Genomic DNA, 23,838 nt, shown 5'->3' on the forward strand with positions numbered 1-23,838 from the left:
CCAACCAGCGCAAAACTCTCGCTCCCATGCGGATCGGGACCTTGTCCTCCTGACCCGCCGCTTCGCTGGGGAGCGTTTGCCACCATTTTCGATGAACAAGCGTGACGTGCGTCACGCTTGTCACCATATTTGCTTCAGATGGCTGCTCAGCTAGGGCCGCTGCCCGGCATGCTGCTCTGACAACGGCTATGCTCTCCGGCACGGCACGCGGCCACATCCGCCTGCCAACGGGCATAGGCCGCATCATAGGCTGCCTGCGCATCGCGATGCGCCTGCATCTCTCGTTCGTAACGCGCCTGGGCTTCAGCAGCGGCAGTCCGCGCTGCCTGATAATCAGCGGTGGCCGAGTTATAGGTGGTGGCACTGTCCGCATTGGCTGCGTTTTGCGCGCGGGCATTGTCTGCCTGGATGCGGTTCAACGATCGCGTGCCGGGGTCAGCGGCACTTGAACCGGCAGCGCCCGATGCAGACGCTGCAGGCGGGGCTGGCTCCGATCCTGTTTTCTGGGCCAGGACCGGCGATGCAGCCAACAAAAGCGCACTCGGCAAAAGCGCGCTGGTCAAAAGCACCAAACGGGCTGTCGGCCGAGCCTTCGACTTGTGATGAGTGCATTGCATTATCCGGTTCCTATCCTGTTCGGGCATAATTTCGCGTGCATGACGCTGAAACGTCAACATGCCGCATGCTGTTTGGTTCCGCCAGATGCTCTGTTGCTAGGCATGGCTGATCTGGGCCCGTCACTGCGGTTCGGCATTCGCTTCCTCCAGCGTCGGCGCGCGGACGCGGGCGGCGGCATTGGCCTGTTCGCGTTGCTCCGCTTCGAGCGCAGCGCGCGCGTCCGCTTCGGCCCGGGCGCGCGCCTCTGCTTGGGCCCGCGCTTCTGCTTGCGCCTGCGCCCTGTCCCGCGCTTCGGCCTGTGCATCAGCCTCGGCTTGCGCCTGTGCCCGCGCCTGCTCCTGCGCCAGCGCCAGCGCCTGTGCCTGTGCCTGAGCGCGGGCAGCATCGGCACGCGCTTCGGCTTCGGCCCGGCGCCGGGCGATTTCGGCCTGCATCCGTTGCTCGGCCCGATCGTCCGGTGCTGGCGCAACCGGCGCGGGCACAGGGGCTCCGCGACCATAGTCAGGCAGGGGTTCAGGCCGGATCTCGACCGGCAAGGGTTGGGGGGCAACAGGCGCAACGCGCCCGCGCTCACCGCGGGGCGGGCGTGCCGTGTCCCTTGCCGGCGCAGTTACCGGGGGCACCACCGTCACTGGCGAAACCGGCTCGGGAATTGTCGTCGTTGGTGGCGGCATGACCGGCTGTGGACTGGCAGGCGGTGCATTGACCCGTGGCGGCGCCGATGGGGCAATGACGGTACCACCCGGATTGTCTCCGGGTTGACGGGGCGGACGTGGCCGCGGGGTTGCTGGCGGAGGCAAGCCCTGCGCAGGGCTGGACGTTGTGACGCTTCCCGCTGTTTCCGGCGTCATTGCGACAGTCGGAGGGCTGCCCCGGCTGCCGCGCCGCCGCCAATCGTCGAAGCGGGCGCGGGCCTCGCGCCGGGCCTGCCGCTCTTCATCAAGCGCACGGCCGGGACGGCTCGATCGCCGTTGTTGTTCGAAACTGCTCCAATCCGGCCGGGTCCGCCAGTCATCGCGCCAGCCACCGCCCCACCCGCCTGCCCAGATCGCGCCATAGCCGGGGTCCAATGAATAGCGCGCCCAACTGTTGGCGGTCCGGTTGTCCCACTGGCGCTGCCGCCAGGCCGAAGAAACTATCTCCCTGCCGCGATCCCGCAACCGGTCGATGTCATCACGTTGCGTGCGGCCCAACGTTCCCCACCACAAGCGCCCTTCATTGTCATAGATACGGACCAGATCCGGCCCTTCAAACGCATAGCTGTAATAGCTGTCGCGGATCAGATAGGGTGCCGTGGCCCGCGGGGCGCAGTAATATTGGACGATTCCGCTGCGACCCGGCTCGACGATCAACGTTTCGCCAGCGCGGCTGACCCAGGCCCAGCTGTCGATACCGTCATGGCGGAATCCGAAATCGGGCGGCGCATCGCCGATTGCCTCGGCGAAACCATCGGCCTGATCAATCCAGAAAAAGTCGGCTGCGCTGGTCACGCCTTGCTGAACCGGCCCCGATTCCGTTGGCACGGGCATGGGCGGGCGCATTGCCTGACGCTGGGGCATGGGCCGCGGAACGGACGCCACTGGCGGCGCCTCGGCGAGTGGCGGCGGCGTCACACAGCCGCTGAGCATCATGCCGGATGCGCACAATCCACTGACCGATGCGACCAATCTGGCGGTCAACCGCTTGCCCACTTTGCCATATGGCATCGTCATTCTGCTCCCCCTTACAAAGCTGAAGCCCGATAAGGCTTGGCCATACTGTTGCCTATCCGACATGGCCGCAAAATGAACGGATTGGATGTTTGGTTTGACTATGCGACCGGCTTTGCAGCCTTGACCATTGTCCGCTGTCCGCTCATCTGCTCGCGCTGCTTGCATGTAGCGGTCCCGCCTTGCCCACTTCGAACAAATATGGAACATAAGCGCCCATGAGTCTGACACATATCTCGGTCCGCGGCGCGCGGGAACATAATCTCAAGGGCATCGATGTCGATCTGCCGCGCGATAAGCTGGTGGTCATCACCGGCCTGTCCGGTTCCGGCAAATCCAGCCTCGCCTTTGATACCATCTATGCCGAAGGACAGCGCCGCTATGTCGAGAGCCTGAGCGCCTATGCGCGGCAGTTCCTCGAAATGATGCAAAAGCCGGATGTCGAGCATATCGACGGCCTGTCCCCCGCGATCAGCATCGAGCAAAAGACGACCAGCCGCAATCCGCGCTCGACAGTCGCGACCGTCACGGAAATCTATGACTATATGCGCTTGCTCTGGGCGCGGGTCGGAATTCCTTACTCGCCGGCCACCGGTCTGCCCATCTCGGCGCAGACCGTCAGCCAGATGGTCGACCGGGTGATGGCCCTGCCGGAAGGAACGCGGGCCTATCTGCTCGCCCCGGTCGTGCGCGGCCGAAAAGGTGAATATCGCAAGGAACTGGCTCTCTGGCAAAAGGAGGGGTTCACCCGCGTCCGCATCGATGGCGAATTTTACGAGATTGACGAGGCCCCTGCCCTCGACAAGAAGTACAAGCATGACATTGAAGTGGTGGTTGACCGCATCGTCGTGCGCGAAGGGCTGGAAAGCCGGCTCGCCGACAGTTTCGAAACCGCGCTGAAGCTGGCCGAGGGTCTCGCCTATGTTGACCTGGCCGACGGAGTGGCTCCGGGCCGGGAGCAAGATGCAGCGGGCGCCGGAGCGATGAAGAATGCCGGTCTGCCCGCCAACCGCATCGTCTTCTCGGAAAAATTCGCCTGCCCCGTCTCGGGCTTTACCATTGCTGAAGTTGAACCCCGCCTGTTCAGCTTCAACGCGCCGCAGGGCGCCTGTCCGGCTTGCGATGGCCTTGGCGAGAAGCTCGAATTCGACGACGAACTGGTCGTCCCCAACGAGGCGCTGAGCCTCAAACAGGGGGCGATAGTTCCCTGGGCCAAGTCCAACCCGCCATCCCCCTATTACATGCAGGTGTTGGGCAGTCTCGCGCGTGAATTCGGCTTTGACCTGACCACGCCGTGGAGCGACCTGCCCGGCGAAATCCGCCTGATTATCCTGCATGGCACTGGCGGCCGCCCGGTCAACCTGACCTTTCAGGACGGGCGCAAGAGCTATACGGTCAAAAAGCCCTTCGAAGGCGTTATCGGCAATCTCAACCGCCGGATGCTCCAGACCGAAAGCGCCTGGATGCGCGAGGAACTGGGCAAATATCAGCGGCCGCACCCTTGCGAAACCTGCGGCGGTGCCCGCCTCAAGCCCGAAGCACTGGCCGTGAGGATAGCCGGAGAGGACATCAGCCTGTCCGCCCGGCGCAGCGTCGCGGATGCCCTCGCCTGGTTCAGGGCCCTCGCGCCGCAATTGACGCCCCAGCAGCAACAGATTGCGACGCCGATCCTGAAGGAAATTATCGAACGTCTGGGTTTCCTCGACAATGTCGGGCTCGATTATCTCAACCTTGACCGCACCTCGGGCACATTGTCGGGCGGGGAGAGTCAGCGCATCAGACTCGCCAGCCAGATTGGCTCCGGCCTTTCCGGCGTGCTCTATGTCCTTGATGAGCCCAGCATCGGCCTGCACCAGCGCGACAATGACCGCTTGCTGGCGACGCTGCGGCGGCTGCGCGATCTGGGCAATACGGTCATTGTCGTCGAACATGATGAGGACGCCATCCGCTCCGCCGACTGGATCATCGACATGGGACCGGGCGCCGGTGTCCATGGCGGCGAAATCGTCGCTCAGGGCGAATTGAAAACCATCCTCAAGGCAAAGGGCAGCCTGACCGCCGACTATCTCACCGGCACCCGGCGCATCGACGTGCCCCGGGAACGGCGCATCGCTGCCAAAGGGGACGGCAGCCAGATCCGCACCCGCGCCAAACCCGCTGCGAAGCCGACCAAGAAGCAGCTCAAACTGCTCGAAACGCAGGGCAAGTTCATTGAACTGGCCAACGCCCGTGCCAATAATCTGCGCAATGTCACCGCGCGTATCCCGGTCGGCACCTTCACTTGTGTCACGGGCGTGTCGGGTTCGGGCAAATCGTCGCTGATCATCGACACGTTGCAGGCGTCGGCCAGTCGCATCCTCAATGGCGCACGGGTCCTTTCCGGCCCGCATGACAGCCTGACCGGCCTGGAGTTTTTCGACAAGGTGATCGACATTGACCAGTCGCCGATTGGCCGCACCCCGCGTTCCAATCCTGCGACCTATACCGGTGCCTTCACCACCATCCGTGACTGGTTCGCCGGCCTGCCCGAAAGCCAGGCACGCGGCTACAAGCCGGGCCGGTTCAGCTTCAACGTCAAGGGGGGCCGGTGCGAGGCTTGTCAGGGCGATGGGCTGATCAAGATCGAGATGCACTTCCTGCCCGACGTCTATGTCACCTGTGAGCAGTGTCACGGCAAGCGCTACAACCGGGAAACGCTCGAGGTGAAGTTCAAGGGCATGAGCATCGCCGATGTGCTCGACATGACGGTTGAGGATGCGGTCGATTTCTTCAAGGCGGTGCCACCTATCCGCGACCGCATGGCGATGTTGCAGGAAGTCGGCCTGGGTTACCTCAAGGTCGGGCAACAGGCGACAACCCTGTCAGGCGGCGAAGCGCAGCGTGTCAAGCTGAGCAAGGAATTGAGCCGCCGCGCCACCGGCAACACGCTCTACATCCTCGACGAGCCGACTACCGGCCTTCACTTTGAGGATGTCCGCAAATTGCTCGAAGTGCTCCACGCACTCGTCGATCAGGGCAATACGGTGGTGGTCATCGAACATAATCTCGACGTCATAAAGACGGCCGACTGGATCCTCGATCTTGGCCCTGATGGCGGAGTCAATGGCGGCGAAATCGTCGCCGAAGGCACGCCAGAGGACGTGGCGGCCAATCCGCGCAGCCATACCGGGCAATATCTGAAAGCGATGTTGGGCAGCTCCGCCTGACCAGCCTCGCATCCCCAAGGTGCGACGGGGAAGGCGCCCGACAATGAGCCACCTTCCCCGTCATTTTCGGCCGGGAAGCCCCCCGGCACCGGCCGAAAACCGGTCAATTCCGCCTAGTGCCAGTCCGAGCAGGCGCCATTGGCGTCGCCTCGCGCTAGTCCGCGCAGGCTTCATTAGCGTCGCCTCGCGCTAGTCCGCGCAGGCGATACACTTCGCGGCCGTGGGCAACACCGCCAACCGCTGTGGGCTGATCGCATTGCCGCAGCTGATGCATTCCCCATAAGTGCCGGCATCAATGCGCCCAATCGTCGCCTCAATCCGGCGGATTTCCGCAAGCGCAGCTTTCTCCTGACCCTCCACAGAATCCTGCACTTCCATGTCCACCGCCTGTTCTTCCCAGTCGGCGGAAAGCGGCTGATGCAATTCGGCATCCAGATGTTCGACCCGGGCGCGCAATTCCACCAACCTAGCGCCCAGTTGCGCCTTGATTTCCGGGGTTTTGAGGCCCGTCATGGTTGACGGGCCTTGGCGATCATGGCGCTGACCTCATCCAGCATCGCCAGCCGCTGGCGCTTCAGTTGCTCGACATGATCATCCGATGCCGCTTCGACACCGCTGTCGATCCGGTGGATCTCGCGATTGACCCCATGGTAGCGCTCGGCCAGCGCCGCGAAATGACTGTTGCCGGTTTTCAGGCTGTGCAGGACCTCCGCATCCTGTGGGAATTCAGCGTGCAGGTCGTGCGGGACGTGACTCATTGGGGGCAATCCTTTTGGCTCTTGTTTCGCTGACCAGTCTAGCGAGCATGGCGCGACAGACTTTGCGCTGGGTCAAATCCGACCAAAAAACTGCAGGTTACGGCAGGGTAACGAAATGCAAACGGCCCTGTGCCAATAGTGTCGGTCACTATCCGCTTGATGTCCGCCATGGGGCACGGACGTTCAGTGCACAGCATCGGAGCCTCAAGACCGGCATGAAGCAACAGCCTCCTTCCGCCGCGCCGGTGCAAACCGCGCGCCATTTTGGCCTCGACTGGCTGCGGATCGGGGCGTTTGTCCTGCTCATCTTCTATCATATCGGCATGGTGTTCGCGCCGGGCCACTGGCTGATCAAGATAGACCAGCCGGTTGAAGCCGTCGCCTGGCCGATGGCGCTGATCCAGCCTTGGCGTATGCCCCTGCTCTTTGCCGTATCGGGCTATGCATCCCATGCGTTGTTGCAACGCAGCGCCGGGCTGTTCGGATTTGTGCAGTCGCGGACCCGGCGGCTTTTGCTGCCGCTGCTGTTCGGGTCGCTGGTTATCGTCGCGCCGCAATGGTGGGTGAAATTCAGCATCGATACGGGCGAAACAAGCGATCTGGCGCACTTCTGGTGGAGACACTGGTTGTCTTTCACCACGCTGGACGGTCAGTTCATGCCCGATACCGGCCATCTTTGGTTCATCGCCTATCTGTGGACCTATACCATCGCGCTGGCCCTGCTGGTTTGGTTGGCCAGTGCCCCTGTCCGGACGCCGATGGTCCGGATCGCGCAATGGCTGGGCGATGGTTCACGCTTGTTGTGGGCCCCGCTGTTGCCGCTGCTGCTGATGCGTCTGGTGATGCTGTTCACCCTTCCGGAAACCCATGGGCTGCTGCATGATTGGGTCAGTGATGTGACCTTTCTGCCGCCTTTTCTGTTCGGCTTTGCACTGGCAGCGACACCGGCCTGGTGGCCCGCCATCCGCCGGGTCTGGTGCATCGCGGTCTTGGCTGCCCTGTGCACCGGTGCAATCCTGTTGGCTATTGAGGTCATCTGGCCGGATGGCATCGCCCAACGCAGCCATCTGGTACAGGCCCTCCAGCGCGAATCAGCCTTTGTCATGGCCTGGGTCATGCTGTTCGCCTTGCTCGGCCTCGCTGACCGCTGGCTCAATCATGACCATCGCTGGCGCGCCCGCCTGTGTGAAGCGGTCTTCCCCTTTTACATCGTGCATCAAACGATCATTGTTGTCGCAGCATGGCTGTTGATCGGTCAGGGGCTGGGCAGCAGTATGATCTTCGCTGGGCTTGTCATTGCCACCTTCGGCGGATGCTGGTTGTTCTACCGGCTCGCGGTGCACAGCGGCCCGCTGCGTGAATGGCTGGGATTGGGTCCGCGGCGCAAACCGGCGGTTGCCGCCCTACCGACGGTCAGCCCTGTCACACGGGCCCAGCCCGTCGAACACTGATCTTCCTGTCCCGGCATGGCTTGCCGCCGACAATCCAAACCCGCGCACCGCGCGCACATCAATCAACGCACAAAAAAGGGGAGCGGGAGGCGGCGGCCTCCTGCTCCCCGTTTCAACCGAGCCCGGTCCCCAAGGTTCCGGGAATGAGCGTCTACGGTTTGTGACTCTCTAACTAACGCATTCAGACGCTTGAGTAAAGCGACCCGACGCCCTGCGGGCGTTCGCGTCGCCCTACTTCGCCTTCACTGATAGTTGACCGAAACGTTGAACGTGCCGGTGTAAGCGCCATCAGCTTGGTTGGCGGCAAGGCTGAGCGTACCGGCAACCTGGAAGGTGCCGTTGATGGCGCCGTTGGTCAGCGTCAGCGTCGATGCGCTGCGCGTCAGGGCAGCCGACATGGTGCCGCCCGTGCCATTGGCGAGCGAAACCGTATTGTCGCCGGTGATGGTCACCACGGCGGCCGAGGTGCCGGTCACGTTGAAGTTGGCCGACGAAACAGTGCCCGTGCAAGTCAGGCCAGCGCCACAGGTGCGAACGCCACCAGCCGAAACGGCGACGGTCGAGGCCGAGGTTCCGGCAACGATTGTGCCAAAATCGAGATCGGACGTGTTGGTGACGGTGATCTGCTTCAGAACGCGGGCACGGGCAGTAGCCGATGCATTGGCCGGAGCCGCTTCCGCCGCAACGGTGGAAAAGGCGGCAGCAGCCGCAACAGCCATGCTGGCTGCCTTGAAGAGGGTATTGCTCATGGTCATTTGGTCCCTGTGACAAGAAGCAATCAGGCCCCCATGACCTGATCACTTCCCCACCGGGATACGTCCAAAATGGTGAAGACCTTCCTAATTTGGCAGCATTTACAGCCATTATGATTGTATCAAACTGGTTCATTGCCGATAGTGGCCGGGCTGGCTAGAACCGGCCCGATCGGCCTTTCCTGAGGCCGGGGCACCGCATCACAGGGTCTCCGTCTTATGCTCCTTGCCCGGTTTCGTTCGCACCTCATCCTGTGTCTTGTCGGATTGATGATGGGTGCCTGCAGCACGCCAATGACAGCAAGTCCCAACACGCCCGCCCTGGTTCAGCGACCGGTTGCACCGATTCTGGCGACTGCGGATGCCGTTGACACGGCCAGCTTTGCCCGTCCCCAGATCGCGCGGGTCACGCATGTTGCGCTTGACCTTGATCTCGATTTCGCCACCCGCCGGGTCGCAGGCACCGCGACGCTCGACATACTGGCCGCTGATCAGGCCCGGGACATCATCCTCGACAATCGCGGATTGGAGATTGCAACAATCACAGATGGCGCAGGGCGGCCCTTGCCATGGACCGTGGGTGCAGAAGTGGACGGCCTGGGCACGCCCCTGACTGTCACCATGGGTGAGGCACGCCGCATCATCATCCGGTATCGCAGCGGACAGGAAACCGATGCCCTGCAATGGCTGACGCCGGAACAAACCGCCGGCAAGCGCCATCCCTATCTGCTGAGCCAGGGACAGGCGATACTCAACCGGAGCTGGATCCCGACCCAGGACAGCCCCGGCATCCGCCAGACATGGGAAGCACGGATCACCGCGCCAGAGCCGCTGACGGTTGTCATGTCCGGCGACCGCCTGACCCCTCAAGGTGAACCGGCCGGACCGGGCCGCAGGGCGTTTCGTTTCCGCATGGATCATCCGGTTGCACCCTATCTGATTGCCATTGCTGCCGGTGACATTGTCTTCCGCGAACTCGGACCGCGCACTGGCGTCTGGACCGAGCCGGCAATGATCGATGCTGCCGCTTCTGAATTGGCCGATACCGAACAGATGGTTGAAGCCGCCGAACAGCTCTACGGGCCCTATCGCTGGGGCCGCTATGATGTGATCGTCCTTCCGCCGAGCTTTCCCTATGGCGGAATGGAAAATCCCACCCTCACCTTCCTGACCCCGACATTCATTGCCGGTGACAAGAGCCTGGTCGGGCTGGTGGCGCATGAACTGGCGCACAGCTGGTCCGGCAACCTTGTCACCAATGCCAACTGGAGCGACAGCTGGCTCAACGAGGGCGTGACCAGCTATTTCGAAAACCGGATCATGGAACAACTGTATGGTCCCCGCCGCGCAGCTCAGGAAGCAGCGCTGAGTTATGACGACATGATTGCGGCCTTTGCCGACTATGGCATGGAGTCGTCCGCCACCCGCCTTCACCTCGTCGGACCAGACGGATCACCCGATGGCGGCGCCGGTGGCGTCATCTATGACAAGGGCGCGCTGTTCCTGCGCACGTTGGAGCAGATCACCGGAAGGGAGCGCTTTGACGCGTGGCTGCGGCAATGGTTTGACAATCACGCCTTTCAGCCAGCGACATCAGCGATGATATTGGCTGACCTGCGCGCCAATCTGGTGCAGGGCGATTCCGAACTGGAAAGCCGCCTGCTGCTCGACGACTGGATCCATGCGCCGGGCCTGCCCGCCAATGCCGCCCGGCCTGATCCCGCTGCCTTTTCCCATATTGATGCGGCGGTTGCGGCCTTTGCCGCCGGTGGCCCGGTCGAAACCACCGCATGGGCTGGCTGGACCACCGCCGAACGGCTGCGGTTCGTCAACCGGCTGCCCCGCGCCATGGACCAGGGCCGCCTTGCCCTTCTTGACGAGTCGCTTGGCCTTTCGGCGATCGGCAATAATGAAGTGCTCTTCGCATGGCTCAAACTGGCGCTGGCCAACCGCTATGAACCGGCAGTGGCTCCAGCCGAGGCCTTTCTTGAGCGGGTAGGCCGCCGAAAATTCGTTCTTCCGCTGTTCGAAACCCTGCTTGGCCAGGGCGATTGGGGACAAATGATCGCGCGCCGTGTCTACACCAGAACGCGGCCCGGCTATCATCCGGTCACGTCAACATCGGTCGATCGAGCCATGGCTGCCACGCCGACCGACTGACCCCATGCAACGGGGCATGCCAACGATGGTGCGATTGGGATTGGATGCCCCGCGAGGATTCGAACCTCGATAGACGGAATCAGAATCCGTAGTCTTACCTTTAGACGACGGGGCAGTGAGGCGGCGCAATTATCCGTCGGGCGGGGGCAAGTCAAGCGCCGCGCGGCGCATTGCGCCCCTGTGTCGCGGGCAGGCAGGCTGAATCCGCGCTTGCGCTTCCCTTTGGCTAGGTTAGCATGTCAGGCCGCGTCATTTCCTGCGAGGATCAGGCCTGTAGGCCCGGCTCCGGCATGACAGGAAAAACGTGAAGGGGAGGAGGCGGTCTATGCGTCACGTCGCTGTCGTTGGATCGGGGCCGGCAGGCTATTATACTGCCGAGGCCCTTCAAAAAGGACTGGGTGACCGGGTCCGCATCGACATTCTCGATCGGTTACCGGTTCCTTTTGGCCTGATCCGGACAGGTGTTGCCCCTGACCATCAATCGATCAAAGCCGTCTCTCGCCGCTATGAAGCGGTCAACCTTACCGAACATGTCCGTTTTGTCGGCCATGTGAATGTGGGTACAGATGTCAGTGTCGATGAACTGATGGGCCTGTATGACGCGGTCGTGCTGGCAACCGGCGCTCCGGCAGACCGTTCACTCGACATTCCCGGCTGTGACCTGCCCGGCGTGATTGGCAGTGCGGCCTTTGTTGGCTGGTACAACGGCCATCCCGATTTCGCCCGCCTCGACCCGCCGCTCGACACCACCAATGTCGCGGTGATTGGCAATGGCAATGTGGCCCTGGATGTCGCCCGCATCCTTTCGAAAACACCGGATGAATTCCACGGCAGCGATATTGTCGCCCACGCCCTCGAATTGCTCGCCGACAGCCATGTCCGCACTATCCGCCTGATCGGCCGGCGCGGACCGCATCAGATCGCCATGACACCCAAGGAACTCGGCGAACTGGGTCATCTGTCGCGGGCCGCACCGCGTGTCGACCCGCTTGATTTTCCTGACATAGGTGAAGACGCCCTGCTCGAACCGGGTATGCGCAAGTCGGTCAGCCATCTGCGTGAATTTGCCGCCAACCCGATTGCCAAACCCGTGACCATCGAATTTGATTTCTTTGCAATGCCAGTAGCCGTCGAAGGCAAGGGCCGGGCGGAGCGTCTGGTGCTTGAAAAGACACGACTCGATGAAGACCTGCGCTCTGTCGGGACCGGGGAGCATTATACCGTTCCGGCAGGTCTGGTGATCGCCTGCATCGGGTATCGCACACCACCGATCAGCGATGTCCCCTATGAACATGGTCGCGGCCGCTTTGCCAATGATGCCGGACTGATCCTTCCTGGCCTCTATTGTGTTGGCTGGGCGCGGCGCGGACCGTCAGGCACGATTGGCACAAACAAGCCGGATGGCGCCGCCATAGCCGAGCGGATCATCGCCGAGACGGGAGGCCCCGATGCGGCCGGGAGTGGCAAGCGCGGCCGGGCTGGCCTGGACGATCTTATCGCGTTGCGAGGCCTTGATATTGTGACGTTTCGTGACTGGCAAAAGATTGACGCGGCTGAAATTGCCGCCGCCCGGGCAGGTGCCCCGCGCGAAAAACTGGTCCACATCCCGCACATGCTCGATGCACGCGATTTAAAATGAACAATTTGTTTAGGATTTCCGGCTAGTTGCTTCGCATTGACCGAGTGAAAGGCGGAACGAATCACGTGGGTATCATGCCTGACTTTCCTGCACATTTGCGTTCGGCCGACGTCGATCGTCGTGGCGGAGATCGTGCGGGCGTGGCTATCGACGCGGATATTCGCAAAATGGGTCGCACGCCCTTCAAGGTGCAGGTTCGTGACCTGTCCCAGACTGGCTGTCGTGCGGAAACCCTGACCAAGACCATTCCGGGCGACCGCATTTGGCTCACCATTCCCGGTTTTCAGGCAATCGAAGCGACCATCCGTTGGTCCAACGCGCGCGGCTGTGGCATCCAGTGGAACCAGCCACTGCATCCGTCGGTGTTCGACCATATCCGGATGCGTTACCCTGACGCTTTTTAAGCGCGGGTAATCCGGCTGTTCGTCAAACTGGCGCTGGCCCGCATAACGCGCTAGATGCGCGCCATGTCTTCCACCTTGATCGTCATGCTCGGCGGCGCCCTTGGCGCAGCCATGCGCTATCATCTGAGCCGCAGCGCCACGCATTGGCTTTCTGGTGGCCTGCTGGCAGGCTGGCCGGCGGCGACGCTGCTGGTCAATGTATCGGGCAGCCTTGCCATGGGTGTGCTGGTGGGCTGGCTGCACCGTCACGGTCCTGCTGAGCCGTGGCGATTGCTTTTGGGTGTCGGCCTGCTTGGCGGCTTTACAACCTTTTCCGCATTCAGTCTTGAAACCATCGGTCTGATTCAATCAGATCGCTGGCTGGCGGCGTTTGTTTACATTGGCCTGTCGGTTTTTCTTTCCCTCGCCGGGCTGTTGGCCGGCATGAATTTGGTGCGTGCCCTGTGAGTGAAGACATCCCCCTATCGCCAGACGCGCCGGCGTCGGCCAAGGCACGCAAATTGGCGGTCAACGAGTATCGCATTGCTGCCGACGATGACGGCATCCGGCTTGACCGGTGGTTCAAGCGGCATCGCGACGATGTGCCGCATGCGCTGATTGCCCGCTGGTGCCGAACGGGTGCGATCCGCCTTGATGGATCAAAGACCGACCCAGCCGAGCGCATTTCCGCCGGCCAATTGCTCAGTGTGCCCCAACCGGGCGTCAACGCCCACACGCCGCGTCCGCGCACCACCCGCAAGCCGATGACGCCAGAGGCGATCGAACTGGCGCAGTCGATGGTGCTGCACCAGGACAGCGATGCCATCGTCCTCAACAAGCTGCCCGGTCTCGCAACCCAGGGTGGCACTGGCACGACCAGCCATGTTGACGGATTGCTCGACGCCTTTTTTGATGAGGACAAGGGTCGGCCAAAACTGGTTCACCGGCTGGACAAGGACACATCGGGGGTCCTGCTTGTTGCCCGCAGTCCCGGCGCGGCGGCCAAATTCTCCAAAAGCTTTGCCGGCCGTTCCGCGCGCAAGACCTATTGGGCTATCATCACCGGCGTGCCCTCAATCGAAAGCGGACAGATCGACCTGCCACTCGCCAAACAGCCGGGAAGCGGCGGCGAAAAAATGCATGTCGACGAGGAAAATGGCCTGCCCTCGCGTACCCGCTATCGCATCATCGAACGAGCGGGGAATGCCGCGGCCTTTGTCGAATTGCAACCGCTCACCGGGCGGACTCACCAATTGCGCGTCCACATGGCAGCCATCGGGCACCCGATTGTCGGTGACGGCAAATATGGCGGCAAAGCGGCTTTTCTGACCGGTAGCATCTCGCGCAAGCTCCACCTCCACGCCCGCCGGCTGCGCATTGATCATCCGGCGGGGGGAAAAATCGATGTCACCGCGCCCCTGCCTGATCATTTTGCCGAGTCCCTCGCTGCCCTCGGTTTTGACGAACTGGCTGGTGACGCGCTGGCCAATGTCGCCGATTTTGTGCCGCCTGATCCCGACGCCAAGAAGCGGGCCCAGGCCCGTGATGCCCGCCGGGCGCGCAAGGGTGAACGTCGCGCCCGTGGCACTGCCGCCCCGGCACGCGCCCCCGCCGGCAAGCGTCCTGCTAAGTCGGGCACACCCCGGCGCCCCGGTGGCAGCACAAGGAGCCGCTGATGCACCCGAACCGGGCATTCCACTGGGAAGACCGCGACGCCATGCGCCGGCTGGTCGCCGACATCGGCTTTGGCACGCTGTTCGCTGCGACACCGGATGGACCGCGCGCAGTGCACCTTCCCGTGGTAATCGACGGTAATGTGCTCAGCTTTCATCTGGCACGCGGCAATGCACTGACCCGGCATCTCCATGGCACGCCCGCCCTGTTCAGCCTGCTTGGACCGGATGCCTATGTCAGCCCGGACTGGTATGGCATCGGGCCTGACCAGGTACCGACTTGGAACTATCTGGCAGTCGAGCTGGAGGGTCCGGTCCGGCGGCTCGATGAAGCCGACATGCTCGCACAGGTCGATGCGCTGGCGGACCAGCATGAACGGCGGATCATGGACAAGCAGCCGTGGACGCGGGACAAGGCGGACCCGGCCTATGTCCGAAAGCTGCTGGCAGGCATCACGGGCTTCGCGCTCGACATCACCGCCTGGCGCGGCACCATGAAGCTTGCCCAGAACAAGCCGGTGGAGGCCCGGCTCGCCGTCGCTGACGCACTGGAAGGCGAAGGCCGCCGGTCGATGGCCCATTTGATGCGCAGTCTGGTGCTCAGCGAGGACAAGGCATGAGCAGCCAGCGCCTTGCCCTGTTTGACTGCGACGGAACGCTGGCAGACAGCCAGCATGAGATTGTCACCGCAATGACAGAGGCGTTTGCCGCGCTGAACCTTGACTGCCCGCCACCGCAATCGGTCCGCGCGATCATCGGGCTCAGCGTGCCGCGCGCCATCCGGATGCTGGCGCCCGACCTGGACGATGCCATGCAAGACCGGCTGTCAGATGCCTATCGCGACGCCTACTTCGCCGCACGGACGACCGCTGGCGCGCAGCCTGAGCCTCTCTATGACGGGATCGTCGCGATGCTCGATCAGCTGACGGCAGATGGATGGCTGCTCGGCGTTGCCACTGGCAAGTCCCAACGCGGCCTGCTTCGCCTGTTGGGCGCGCACGGCATAGGTGACCGCTTCGTCACCTTGCAGACTGCCGATTTCCACCCGTCCAAACCTCACCCCTCGATGGTGGAGGCGGCTTTGGCCGAAACCGGCTGCACGGCGCGATCGACCGTCGTCATTGGCGATACCGCCTTTGACATGGCCATGGCGCAGGCAGCGGGCGCGCTCGCGCTTGGCGTTGGCTGGGGCTATCATGAGGCTGACGATCTTGTTGCCCATGGCGCGATGATGGTGGCCGAACAGGTTGGCGACATTCCCGCGTTACTTCATTCCCTTCTGGATATACCGGCATGACCACTCCCGCACCCGACCCTGCCCGCGCCCGCTTTGCCATGCTGATGGCCGTCCGCATTTCGGCTGTGCTGATGGTGATGGGCGGAATGCTGATCGCCAGTGACCGCTTTCCTTCCATCGCGCCTCCGCTGGCGCAGTGGCTCGGCTATGCAATGATGGCCATTGGCTTTCTTGAACTTGTGATCATCGTCCCGATGCTGCACCGCCGCTGGCGGTCACCGCGTGACGGGGACGCCCAATGAAACGCTTTTACAAGGCGGTGACCCATGCCCCTGCCGAGCAGGGGTTCGCCATATTGCTCGACGGGCGGTCGATCCGCACCCCGAAAAAGGAAGCCTTGATTGTCCCAACCGCCCCGCTGGCTGCGGCCATTGCTGCCGAATGGGACGCGCAGGACGAGGATATCCTGCCCGCCACCATGCCCCTCACCGGCATGGCCAATGCCGCTATCGACCTGATCGCCCCAGACATTGCTGCTTTTGCCGCCCCACTCGCAGCCTATGGCGAAACCGATCTTCTCTGCTATCGGGCCCCGGAGGCCGATCTTGCCGCCACCGAAGCGGAGGTCTGGAACCCGATCCTGGCCTGGGCAGAGACACGGCACGGGGTCGAATTCACGCTGGTCAACGGCATCATGCACCAGCCACAACCACCAGCAACGCTGGCTGCCTTGTCCTCAGCACTGGCCGCGTACGATCCCTTTCGCCTTGCTGCCCTGTCGCCGCTCATCACCATCGGTGGCAGCCTGGTCGTTGCCCTGGCGCTCGTCGAGCGCGCCTTTGACAGCGAACAGCTGTGGCAGGCGGTCACGCTTGACGAAGTCTGGCAGGAAAATCGCTGGGGCGCCGATGAGGAAGCGCTCAAGGCCCGCGCGAACAAGCATGTCGAATGGCAGGCGGCGACGCGTTTCCTTGCCCTGCTTGCCTGAGGGCACCGGTCGGCAGGAAGGCGCGGCATTCCCAGGGATCCCAGGGACGCCGCAATCCCAGACTTATTGCTTCAGCGGAACCGGATCGACATAGACAGGCGTACGCTTTTCGAACACCGACATCACCGCCTCACGCTGATTGGGCGTGCGGATGATGGCATCCTGCTCGACACTTTCGGCCATCAACAAGGCTTCGGCGCTCTCGAATTGCGCAACATTGGCCAGCCGCTTCATGCCCCGAATGGCATCAGGATTCTTGCCGGCAATCTCCCGCGCCAAAGCCATGGCTTCAGCCAGCGGATCAGCCGACACATGCGTCACAAAGCCAAGGGCCTTGCCCTCTTCGCCGGTGAAGATGCGGGCGGTATAGCTGAGTTCGCGCAGCACATCGTCACGAACAATGCCGCGCCACAGCGGCAGGCCGGCCATGTCGGGCACCAGACCCCATTTCAATTCGAGGATCGCCAATTTGGTGTCGGGGTGGACAAAACGGATGTCGGCCCCGCTTAGCACCTGAAACCCGCCACCCAGCGCCACACCATGGGCGGCGGCTATCACCGGCACCGGCAATTCGCGCCAGCCCCAGCACACATGCTGCGGATGGTTGGCAATGCCATGGCTGCGGTCGGTCAACTTGCGCGACGGGTCGGATCCGCCACTGGCCATGCTTTCCATGTCCAGGCCCGCGCAAAAGGCCCTGCCCTCGCCGGACAGGACAACCACGCGCAATCCCGGCAGACTGCCGAGATACTCGATGGCTGCCGCCAGCCCGGCAAACATGTGCGGATCAAGCGCGTTCATCTTGTCGGTGCGGATCATCCGCACATCGGCAATGCCATCCTCCATACTGATGGAGACTCGCTGATTACCGTCAGTCCATTGGATCGCACTCACTGTCCCTGCTCCTTGGCCTTGGCCCAATATTCGTCGCGCAACAGTCGTTTGTAGAGCTTGCCGGTCGGGTGACGGGGCAATTCCTCGCGGAAATCGATGCGGCGCGGAGTCTTCACGCCGGACAGCGCGGTCCGGCAATAAGCAACCAGTTCAGCGGCCAGATCGTCACCGGCATCGGCCATATCCTTTGGCTGAACAATGGCAATCACCTCTTCACCCATTTCGGGATGCGGTCCGCCGATCACTGCCACATCCGTCACCTTCGGGTGATTGATCATGTGGTTTTCGATTTCCTGCGGATAGATGTTCACACCGCCTGAAATGATCATGAAGCTCTTGCGGTCAGTCAGGAACAGGAACCCGTCCTCATCCACCCAGCCAATGTCGCCCAGCGTCGACCAGCCATGCTTGTTGCGCGCCTCGGCGGTCTTGCCCGGGTCATTGTGATATTCGAATTCGGTGCCACCCTCGAAATAGATGGTGCCTTCGGTCCGCGCCGGCACCTCGTTGCCATCTTCATCACAGATGTGGAGGATGCCGTGGATCGCCTTGCCGACCGTGCCCGGCCGCTCCAGCCATTGCCCGGCGGTCACCCAGGTCAGGCCATTGCCTTCGGACCCGGCATAATATTCATTGATGACCGGTCCCCACCATTCGATCATCGCCCGCTTGACCGGCACAGGGCACGGGGCGGCGGCGTGAATGGCCAGCTTGATGCTGCTGACGTCATATTTCGCGCGCACATCATCGGGCAGCTTCAACATCCGGATGAAGTGGGTGGGCACGAACTGGCCGCAGGTGACGCCAAATTTCTCTATCGCTTCCAGCGTCTTTTCCGCGTCGAAATGCGGCATCAGCACGACGGTGGCGCCCAGACGCTGGGCGGTCATCGACCAGCGAAGCGGCGCGGCATGATACATGGGCGCCGGGGTCAGATAGACACTGTTTTCGCCAATGCCGAACATGCGGGCGATGTCCATCAGCGTATTCGACTGGTCGATGGCCGGATCCTCCGGCAGCGCGACCTTCACACCCTTGGGCCGGCCAGTGGTGCCGGAGGAATAGAGCATGTCGACCCCGGCGCGCTCGTCAGCAATCGGCGTCGCGGGCTGCTTGGCCAGCGCCTCTTCAAGGCTGGCAAAACCGTCGATCGCGCCGTTCTGGGCATAGCGGATGCCGTCGAACTCGACCTTGCTGGCTTGTGCCGCCAGACTGCCGCTGGCGACGAACAGCTTCGCGCCGGAATCCGACAGGATATAATCGACTTCAGCCTTGGTAAGCCGTGTCGAAATACAGACATAAAACAGGCCAGATCGTTGCGCACCCCAGGTCAGGTTGAAATATTCGGGGCAGTTTTCGATCATCAGGGCAATGACATCCCCCGCCTGCAATCCGTGCGAACGCAGCAGGTTGGCAAATCGGTTCGACCCTTCGTCCATTTCCTTGAACGTCAGGATGCGTCCGGTTTCGCTGTCGATCACGGCGGCATGGTCGGGGCGGCTTTGGGCAATGGTCTTAGGATGCACGGCGGCTCTCTCCACTGACTCTCTGGTCGTTGATCGCTATTGGATGGGGATGCCCACTCCAAAGGTCAACCTAGTGGTTCCGACATGATCATAAACACGGCAATTCGCGTCAAAAACTGCCCAATTGTTGAAGCATCCGGGCTCCCGACCGGCTGACCAGCGCATAACCGCTGCCCTTGACCGTGCGCAGCATGGCATGCTCGTGCCCGGCGTCGATCCGCTGGCGCAGGCGTGACATATGCACTTCAATCCGGTTGGTGCCGGGATCGAAGTCAATCCGCCACACTGCCCGCAACAAGTCATGCCGGGTGACGACCCGGTCGGCCGAGCGCGCCAGCCAGGCGAGCAGGTCAAATTCGCGCAGGGGCATGGCAATGTTCCGACCGGCACGATTCACCGAACGGCGGATCAGGTCGATAGTCAACTCATCACAGGCGAGCATGGTTGCGGACGGCGTCCGTCGTCGCAACAGCGCCGACAGCCGGGCCATCATCTCCCGGGGGTCTCCGCTGACGGCAAAGGCATCATCGGCGCCGGCCTGCATCGCCATGATCCGCTGTTCGGCAACATCATCGGGCGTCAACGCCAAGAATGCGCGGCACCCCGCCATCTCGCGGAACAGGGTGATGGCGGTCCGGGGGTCGGCACGGCTGCGAAACGGATTGGCGATGATCGCCTCATGCGCTTCGTCCTGCCAGGCACGCGACGCAATCGCCGGGTCGGGCATCAGCACCGGCAGGGCGCCATGGGCACGCAACAGGCAGGCCAGCTTGGCCGACGCGGTTGGCTCCGGCTCGAACAAGGCGAGCCGAACGGGCGGCTGGCCATCAGCGGCTATCATCATGCAGGGCCCTCGCGTCCATGCGGTCGAGGAACAATTTTGCCATGCCGCTGACAAGCGGGGATGACTCCATTGTGGCCCGTTCATAGAGGCGCCGGCGGCCAGCCTCATCACGCACCCCTGCCATTGCCTGCCAGGCGCTCCATCGTGCCCGCTCGCTGGGATGGCTCCGGGCCAGGTGCGCGGCGAGTTCCATTGCCTCACTGCTACCAAGCCGCACCGCCATGCCGAGCAATATTTCCCCTTGCGATAGCGTCGGCACCCCACTGACATGGTTATGCCGCGTGTCGAACAGATATTGGTCCCGCCACACGGTTCCCGGCTGATCGGCGACAATGTTGAGCGAGACTGACAGGGCGGTTGGCGGCAACTGGTCATGGACATCGCGGTGGGCGCGATAATGCAGCACACGCCCCTCACCCAACTGGCCCTGTTCGACAAGCCGCAGGCCTGCGGCTTCACCCGGCACCCCGCTTATCGGGGTATCGTCCCGCTCATACCAGTTGCTGCGATAGCCCGGCCCCCAATAGCCGACGGTGACAAAGTCGAAATTATGGTCATGCGGGACATGATAGAAATAATGCTCGGCACCGCTGGCATGCAGCACCGGATCATCAGCTGCCGGCCAGAAATTGGCCCGGATGAACCACGCTCCAGGCCGCCGCGCCAGCATCAGCACTTGCGCGCCATAACGGTTGCCGGCCTGCTGTCCCGCGCACCGCTGGCGCAACTCATCCATCGCCAGTCGAGCCAGAAAGCCCCGATTGGCGCACAGTCCTGCCAACAACTCCCCAGCCCGAGCCACCCCGTCCGGGTTGGACAGGTCACACCCCGACTCATCCAGCCGCGCGCTGCATTCCTCCAGATCGATGGCGGCCACGCCCGCAGCATGGCGCAGCTCAACCGGCATGGGCTGCCTCCCTGGTCATGCGCGCGATCAGCGCCATTGTCGCCTTGGCCGCGGTCCGCACCGATGGATCGGCGTCATCATCCGCCATCCTCGTCAGCACTGGCAGGGCATCCCTGGCATCCTCGGCCAGCCAGTAGCGCATCGCCTGCCAGCGCAACATCGGGTCAGCGTCGCGGCACAATCGCGACAGCAACTCGCACCGGCCCTCCGGACCTGCCGTCGGGATCAATGGCAGCAGCAACAGCATTCTCGACACCGCCGGATCGGCCGTGCCGCGCCGCAGCAGTTGTCCCGAATGCGCGTCAAATTCGAGGGTAGGCCCGCTCCTGTCCGGCCCTGCGACTGCCATGTTCAACAGCAGCGCATCGGCGGGCGCGCTGTGGATGATGAGTTGTTCGGTGCGGTTGTCCTGCGCCAAAAGCGCACCTCGCCCCATCCGGCAAGTTCGTTCCAAACACGCGTTGCCGTTGCCCCTGTCGAGCCGCCAAAGCTCCACCTCGATTGTGCCGGCCACCACAAAGACCAGCGAAAAGCCACTGTCGAACACCAGCCGGCGCGCTTGGCCGGCCCCGGCTTGCACGGCGAGCCGTTCGGCGCCCAACTGCGCCAATGTTGCATACGCGCCCCCTGCCTCGATCAGCGCCAGCGCCTGCATCAGCCCACCGGACTGCATCCCCATCGGTAACTCGGCCAGCGCGTCGGCCGAAAGGGACTGACAAAATGTGCCTATCAGATCCCGATACCAGCCATCGTTCACCAGCCACGGCATCAATGCATCGGCAAACGCCATCGCATCAGCTGGCAAGGCTGCATCCATTGCCATCAGCCGGTCGCGCAGGGCCCGGACATCCTCACGCGCCTGCCAAGCGCCCATCAACTCCGCGCCAATTGCCCTCGCCCTCTCAAGCCGGTCCCGGTCCGCTAACGCACAGGCCAGCGAACCGGGCACAGCCGATGCTGGCAGGCTGTCGCCGCCAGACAGTCCTGCCGCATCAGGATGCGGAGACGATGACGGCGATGACAATGTCGAACACCGTGCCACCGCTGATCTGCAACGGGGCGTTGATCGCGCCATAGGCAGCCGGCACCACGTCCAGTTGCGGCACGAGCTCAATCGAAAGCGAAACCAGGTCCATCTTGACCCCCTTTGGCTATGGGCCGGACTGCGACCCCATGCCGCATCCGGACACAGGGCAGGCTAGGCACGGGACGGCGAGGTGCAAATGAACTTTGCTTAATCGCCGGGCCATGCCGGGCGTCGGCCTGCCTGTCGCAAACAGGGGGTTGCCGCCCCTGACGCAGCGGCTAAGGCAAGGGGCATGAGCGATGCACCGCCCACCTTTGTGTTTGATCCCGCCCGCATGTTCCGGACGATGGAGAAATATGGGCACAGTCATGCGCTGGGTCTCAAATATGTCGCCCATGGCCAGGATTGGGCCGAAATCCGCATGCCGTGGAAAGCCGAACTGGTCGGCGACGCTGCGGCTCAGACCCTGTCGACCGGAGCGATCATCGGCCTGATGGACATGTGCGCCGGCGTATCGGTATGGACCCGCCTGTCGGTGTTCCGGCCACAGGCGACGCTTGATCTCAGGATCGATTACATGCGTGCGGCTGCACCGCGTGCCGATCTCGTCGCCCATTGCGAATGCTATCGTGTCGCCCGGGACATCGCCTTTGTCCGGGGCCTCGCCCATGATGGGGACATGGCGGACCCCGTTGCTACCATGGCTGCGAGCTTCATGTTTACCGGACCGCCGATGCCGCCCCGCGGCAGCAAGGGCAATCCCCTGCCCGACCATGCCGCCAAGGCGGAGCGCGGGGCATGAACAAACCGGCTGTCACCTTGCCGCCCTATGCCGACCTGCTCGGCGCGACCATTGTCGAAAGCTCGCCCGACGATGCGCCGGTGCTGCGCATGGAGTTCAATCCCGGTCTTTCAGGCCGCCCCGGCTATCTGCATGGCGGTGCCATTGCCGGCCTGCTGGAGATGGCTGCCCATGCAGCCCTCACCGCCTCACTCATTGCGTCCGGTCAGGAGCCCCGCTTCAAGCCGATCGGCATCACCATAGATTATGTGCGCGGAGGCAAGGAACAGCCGACCTTTGCCCGTGGCCGGGTCACCCGCGTCGGCAAGCGGGTCGCGACTGTGGTGGTCGAGGCATGGCAGGAGGAAGGCGGACCCCATATCGCCGCCGCGCGTCTCCACATGCTCATGGTCGACTAGGGAATCAAGCGCCCAATTGCAGCTCTCGCTTGCCCTGACGGGTTGATTGGTGCCTGTTTTCCGCGCTTTCCTCGCTTACAGCTCCAGCCAGACCGCAAGGCCGCTGGCAGGCGGCGGCGGCAGCGCATCGGCGACATGCCGCTCGGCATCGGCGCGGGCGCGGTTCAATATGGCGTCAGGCACATTGCCCCGGTGCCACAGCGCATCGGCACGGCCCAGCAAGCGGGCCACGCGCAGGGTCAAGTCATCAGGGTCGCCGCTGGCAAGCTGCACCACTACCAATTGCCCTGCCGGTGGTTCACCTGCCTCGACCAGCCAACGGTCAACCACGCCCTTGCCATGGTCAGCAAAGGGGTCCAGCGCTCCTCCTTCGGCCAGCGCCGCATCAATCGCCCGCCGACGGTCACCGCCATCGGGCCAGCGCCGCCGCATCTCTCCCCGCAATTGGCTCAAACCTTCAGCGATGGAACCAAGGCCGGCTGGCAGCAGGGCCTCCAGCCGCTGGCGCAGCGTCTTGGCGAGGCCAGCCGAGGCGCCGCCCGTGCCGATGGCGATGATCACCGGACCCCGTTCCACAATCGCCGGCGTGGTAAAATCACACAGTTCGGGCCGGTCGACGACATTGACCAGCAGGCCGCGCGCTTTCAGCCGGTCCGCGGCGGCTCGCGCGGCGTCACCGTCGAGCGCGACAACCGCCAGCGCTGCCTCGCCATCCTCTTCGCCAACGATGCGGGCGCCGGCCCGGTCAAGCAACCGCCGCTTGGCATCAGCGGCCTCACCTTCGCCGACAAGAATAACCGGCCGGCCTGACAGCCTGACAAACAGCGGCAGGCTGTGCATCAGCGCTGCCCCGCTGACGTCAAATC

General features: G+C 63.1%; 25 protein-coding genes and 1 tRNA gene. 13 read left to right on the plus strand and 13 right to left on the minus strand.

Annotated elements, in window-relative coordinates; translation table 11 throughout:
- Nucleotides 1-146: 146 nt before the first annotated feature.
- Together GV829_RS13700 and GV829_RS13705 are read right to left on the minus strand one after the other, a co-directional pair.
- On the minus strand, nucleotides 147-530 hold the full coding sequence (locus GV829_RS13700) for a hypothetical protein (protein ID WP_169947542.1): 384 nt from the start codon (nucleotides 528-530) through the stop codon (nucleotides 147-149).
- 207 nt (nucleotides 531-737) lie between these two features.
- Nucleotides 738-2,330 carry a hypothetical protein gene (locus tag GV829_RS13705; RefSeq protein WP_169947544.1) on the minus strand — a complete coding sequence of 531 codons (1,593 nt, stop codon included), beginning with the start codon at nucleotides 2,328-2,330 and terminating at the stop codon, nucleotides 738-740.
- A 215-nt stretch (nucleotides 2,331-2,545) separates the two neighbouring features.
- Between GV829_RS13705 and uvrA the strand changes: the two genes are divergently transcribed.
- Nucleotides 2,546-5,533 carry an excinuclease ABC subunit UvrA gene (gene uvrA, locus GV829_RS13710; RefSeq protein WP_169947546.1) on the plus strand — a complete coding sequence of 996 codons (2,988 nt, stop codon included), beginning with the start codon at nucleotides 2,546-2,548 and terminating at the stop codon, nucleotides 5,531-5,533.
- A gap of 189 nt (nucleotides 5,534-5,722) precedes the next feature.
- Here the strand turns inward: uvrA and GV829_RS13715 are convergent, their stop codons facing one another.
- Together GV829_RS13715 and GV829_RS13720 are read right to left on the minus strand one after the other, a co-directional pair.
- Nucleotides 5,723-6,046, minus strand: coding sequence for a TraR/DksA family transcriptional regulator (locus GV829_RS13715; RefSeq protein WP_169947548.1), 324 nt, complete (start codon nucleotides 6,044-6,046; stop codon nucleotides 5,723-5,725).
- On the minus strand, nucleotides 6,043-6,291 hold the full coding sequence (locus tag GV829_RS13720; protein WP_169947551.1) for an HP1242/YdcH family protein: 249 nt from the start codon (nucleotides 6,289-6,291) through the stop codon (nucleotides 6,043-6,045). The genes GV829_RS13715 and GV829_RS13720 overlap by 4 nt, the downstream gene beginning before the upstream one ends.
- Before the next feature lie 215 nt (nucleotides 6,292-6,506).
- On the opposite strand from GV829_RS13720, the gene GV829_RS13725 reads away from it, so the two are divergent.
- Nucleotides 6,507-7,742, plus strand: a complete 1,236-nt coding sequence (locus GV829_RS13725; RefSeq protein WP_169947553.1) for an acyltransferase family protein — start codon at nucleotides 6,507-6,509, stop codon at nucleotides 7,740-7,742.
- 242 nt (nucleotides 7,743-7,984) lie between these two features.
- Here the strand turns inward: GV829_RS13725 and GV829_RS13730 are convergent, their stop codons facing one another.
- On the minus strand, nucleotides 7,985-8,491 hold the full coding sequence (locus tag GV829_RS13730; RefSeq protein ID WP_246202898.1) for a DUF4402 domain-containing protein: 507 nt from the start codon (nucleotides 8,489-8,491) through the stop codon (nucleotides 7,985-7,987).
- A gap of 297 nt (nucleotides 8,492-8,788) precedes the next feature.
- Here GV829_RS13730 and GV829_RS13735 point away from each other — a divergent pair, with 297 nt between their 5' ends.
- Nucleotides 8,789-10,654 (plus strand): M1 family metallopeptidase, encoded by a 1,866-nt coding sequence (locus GV829_RS13735; RefSeq protein WP_246202899.1) that lies wholly within the window; start codon nucleotides 8,789-8,791, stop codon nucleotides 10,652-10,654.
- Between the two features lie 41 nt (nucleotides 10,655-10,695).
- On the opposite strand, the gene GV829_RS13740 is transcribed toward GV829_RS13735, so the two are convergent.
- Nucleotides 10,696-10,769 (minus strand) — tRNA-Gln (locus tag GV829_RS13740).
- 210 nt (nucleotides 10,770-10,979) lie between these two features.
- On the opposite strand from GV829_RS13740, the gene GV829_RS13745 reads away from it, so the two are divergent.
- From GV829_RS13745 to GV829_RS13780, 8 genes are all read left to right on the plus strand, one after another.
- On the plus strand, nucleotides 10,980-12,293 hold the full coding sequence (locus tag GV829_RS13745; RefSeq protein ID WP_169947557.1) for an FAD-dependent oxidoreductase: 1,314 nt from the start codon (nucleotides 10,980-10,982) through the stop codon (nucleotides 12,291-12,293).
- A gap of 74 nt (nucleotides 12,294-12,367) precedes the next feature.
- A complete protein-coding gene (locus GV829_RS13750; protein WP_169947559.1) occupies nucleotides 12,368-12,697 on the plus strand; it encodes a PilZ domain-containing protein in 330 nt (109 codons plus the stop codon).
- A gap of 63 nt (nucleotides 12,698-12,760) precedes the next feature.
- Nucleotides 12,761-13,144 (plus strand): fluoride efflux transporter CrcB, encoded by a 384-nt coding sequence (gene crcB / locus GV829_RS13755; protein WP_169947561.1) that lies wholly within the window; start codon nucleotides 12,761-12,763, stop codon nucleotides 13,142-13,144.
- A gap of 8 nt (nucleotides 13,145-13,152) precedes the next feature.
- A complete protein-coding gene (locus GV829_RS13760; RefSeq protein WP_169948404.1) occupies nucleotides 13,153-14,352 on the plus strand; it encodes an RluA family pseudouridine synthase in 1,200 nt (399 codons plus the stop codon).
- Nucleotides 14,352-14,969 carry an FMN-binding negative transcriptional regulator gene (locus GV829_RS13765; RefSeq protein ID WP_169947563.1) on the plus strand — a complete coding sequence of 206 codons (618 nt, stop codon included), beginning with the start codon at nucleotides 14,352-14,354 and terminating at the stop codon, nucleotides 14,967-14,969. Before GV829_RS13760 ends, GV829_RS13765 begins: the two co-directional genes overlap by 1 nt.
- The gene (locus GV829_RS13770) at nucleotides 14,966-15,646 is read left to right on the plus strand and encodes an HAD-IA family hydrolase (RefSeq protein ID WP_169947565.1); all 681 of its coding nucleotides are present in this window, start codon (nucleotides 14,966-14,968) and stop codon (nucleotides 15,644-15,646) included. The genes GV829_RS13765 and GV829_RS13770 overlap by 4 nt, the downstream gene beginning before the upstream one ends.
- The gene (locus GV829_RS13775; protein ID WP_169947567.1) at nucleotides 15,643-15,888 is read left to right on the plus strand and encodes a hypothetical protein; all 246 of its coding nucleotides are present in this window, start codon (nucleotides 15,643-15,645) and stop codon (nucleotides 15,886-15,888) included. The genes GV829_RS13770 and GV829_RS13775 overlap by 4 nt, the downstream gene beginning before the upstream one ends.
- A complete protein-coding gene (locus tag GV829_RS13780) occupies nucleotides 15,885-16,574 on the plus strand; it encodes an ATP12 family chaperone protein (RefSeq protein WP_169947569.1) in 690 nt (229 codons plus the stop codon). Before GV829_RS13775 ends, GV829_RS13780 begins: the two co-directional genes overlap by 4 nt.
- Nucleotides 16,575-16,637: 63 nt before the next feature.
- On the opposite strand, the gene GV829_RS13785 is transcribed toward GV829_RS13780, so the two are convergent.
- From GV829_RS13785 to GV829_RS13810, 6 genes are all read right to left on the minus strand, one after another.
- On the minus strand, nucleotides 16,638-17,468 hold the full coding sequence (locus tag GV829_RS13785; protein WP_281356141.1) for a crotonase/enoyl-CoA hydratase family protein: 831 nt from the start codon (nucleotides 17,466-17,468) through the stop codon (nucleotides 16,638-16,640).
- Nucleotides 17,465-18,994, minus strand: a complete 1,530-nt coding sequence (locus GV829_RS13790; RefSeq protein WP_169947571.1) for an acyl-CoA synthetase — start codon at nucleotides 18,992-18,994, stop codon at nucleotides 17,465-17,467. Before GV829_RS13790 ends, GV829_RS13785 begins: the two co-directional genes overlap by 4 nt.
- Nucleotides 18,995-19,103: 109 nt before the next feature.
- Complete coding sequence (locus GV829_RS13795) at nucleotides 19,104-19,838, minus strand: response regulator transcription factor (RefSeq protein ID WP_169947573.1); 735 nt, start codon at nucleotides 19,836-19,838, stop codon at nucleotides 19,104-19,106.
- Nucleotides 19,822-20,745: a transposase gene (locus GV829_RS13800; protein WP_169947575.1), complete on the minus strand. Its 924-nt coding sequence runs from the start codon at nucleotides 20,743-20,745 to the stop codon at nucleotides 19,822-19,824. The genes GV829_RS13795 and GV829_RS13800 overlap by 17 nt, the downstream gene beginning before the upstream one ends.
- Nucleotides 20,735-21,619, minus strand: a complete 885-nt coding sequence (locus GV829_RS13805; protein WP_169947577.1) for a HEAT repeat domain-containing protein — start codon at nucleotides 21,617-21,619, stop codon at nucleotides 20,735-20,737. The genes GV829_RS13800 and GV829_RS13805 overlap by 11 nt, the downstream gene beginning before the upstream one ends.
- 118 nt (nucleotides 21,620-21,737) lie before the next feature.
- Nucleotides 21,738-21,881, minus strand: coding sequence for a hypothetical protein (locus GV829_RS13810; protein ID WP_169947579.1), 144 nt, complete (start codon nucleotides 21,879-21,881; stop codon nucleotides 21,738-21,740).
- A 183-nt stretch (nucleotides 21,882-22,064) separates the two neighbouring features.
- Here GV829_RS13810 and GV829_RS13815 point away from each other — a divergent pair, with 183 nt between their 5' ends.
- Both GV829_RS13815 and GV829_RS13820 read left to right on the plus strand, forming a co-directional pair.
- On the plus strand, nucleotides 22,065-22,574 hold the full coding sequence (locus GV829_RS13815; protein ID WP_169947581.1) for a PaaI family thioesterase: 510 nt from the start codon (nucleotides 22,065-22,067) through the stop codon (nucleotides 22,572-22,574).
- A complete protein-coding gene (locus GV829_RS13820) occupies nucleotides 22,571-22,972 on the plus strand; it encodes a PaaI family thioesterase (protein ID WP_169947583.1) in 402 nt (133 codons plus the stop codon). Before GV829_RS13815 ends, GV829_RS13820 begins: the two co-directional genes overlap by 4 nt.
- A gap of 75 nt (nucleotides 22,973-23,047) precedes the next feature.
- Here GV829_RS13820 and GV829_RS13825 read toward each other — a convergent pair whose 3' ends face one another.
- Nucleotides 23,048-23,812: a precorrin-2 dehydrogenase/sirohydrochlorin ferrochelatase family protein gene (locus GV829_RS13825; RefSeq protein ID WP_169947586.1), complete on the minus strand. Its 765-nt coding sequence runs from the start codon at nucleotides 23,810-23,812 to the stop codon at nucleotides 23,048-23,050.
- Nucleotides 23,813-23,838: the final 26 nt, after the last annotated feature.

It is taken from the genome of Sphingomonas lacunae (assembly GCF_012979535.1).
Taxonomy (GTDB): Bacteria; Pseudomonadota; Alphaproteobacteria; order Sphingomonadales; family Sphingomonadaceae; genus Sphingopyxis; species Sphingopyxis lacunae.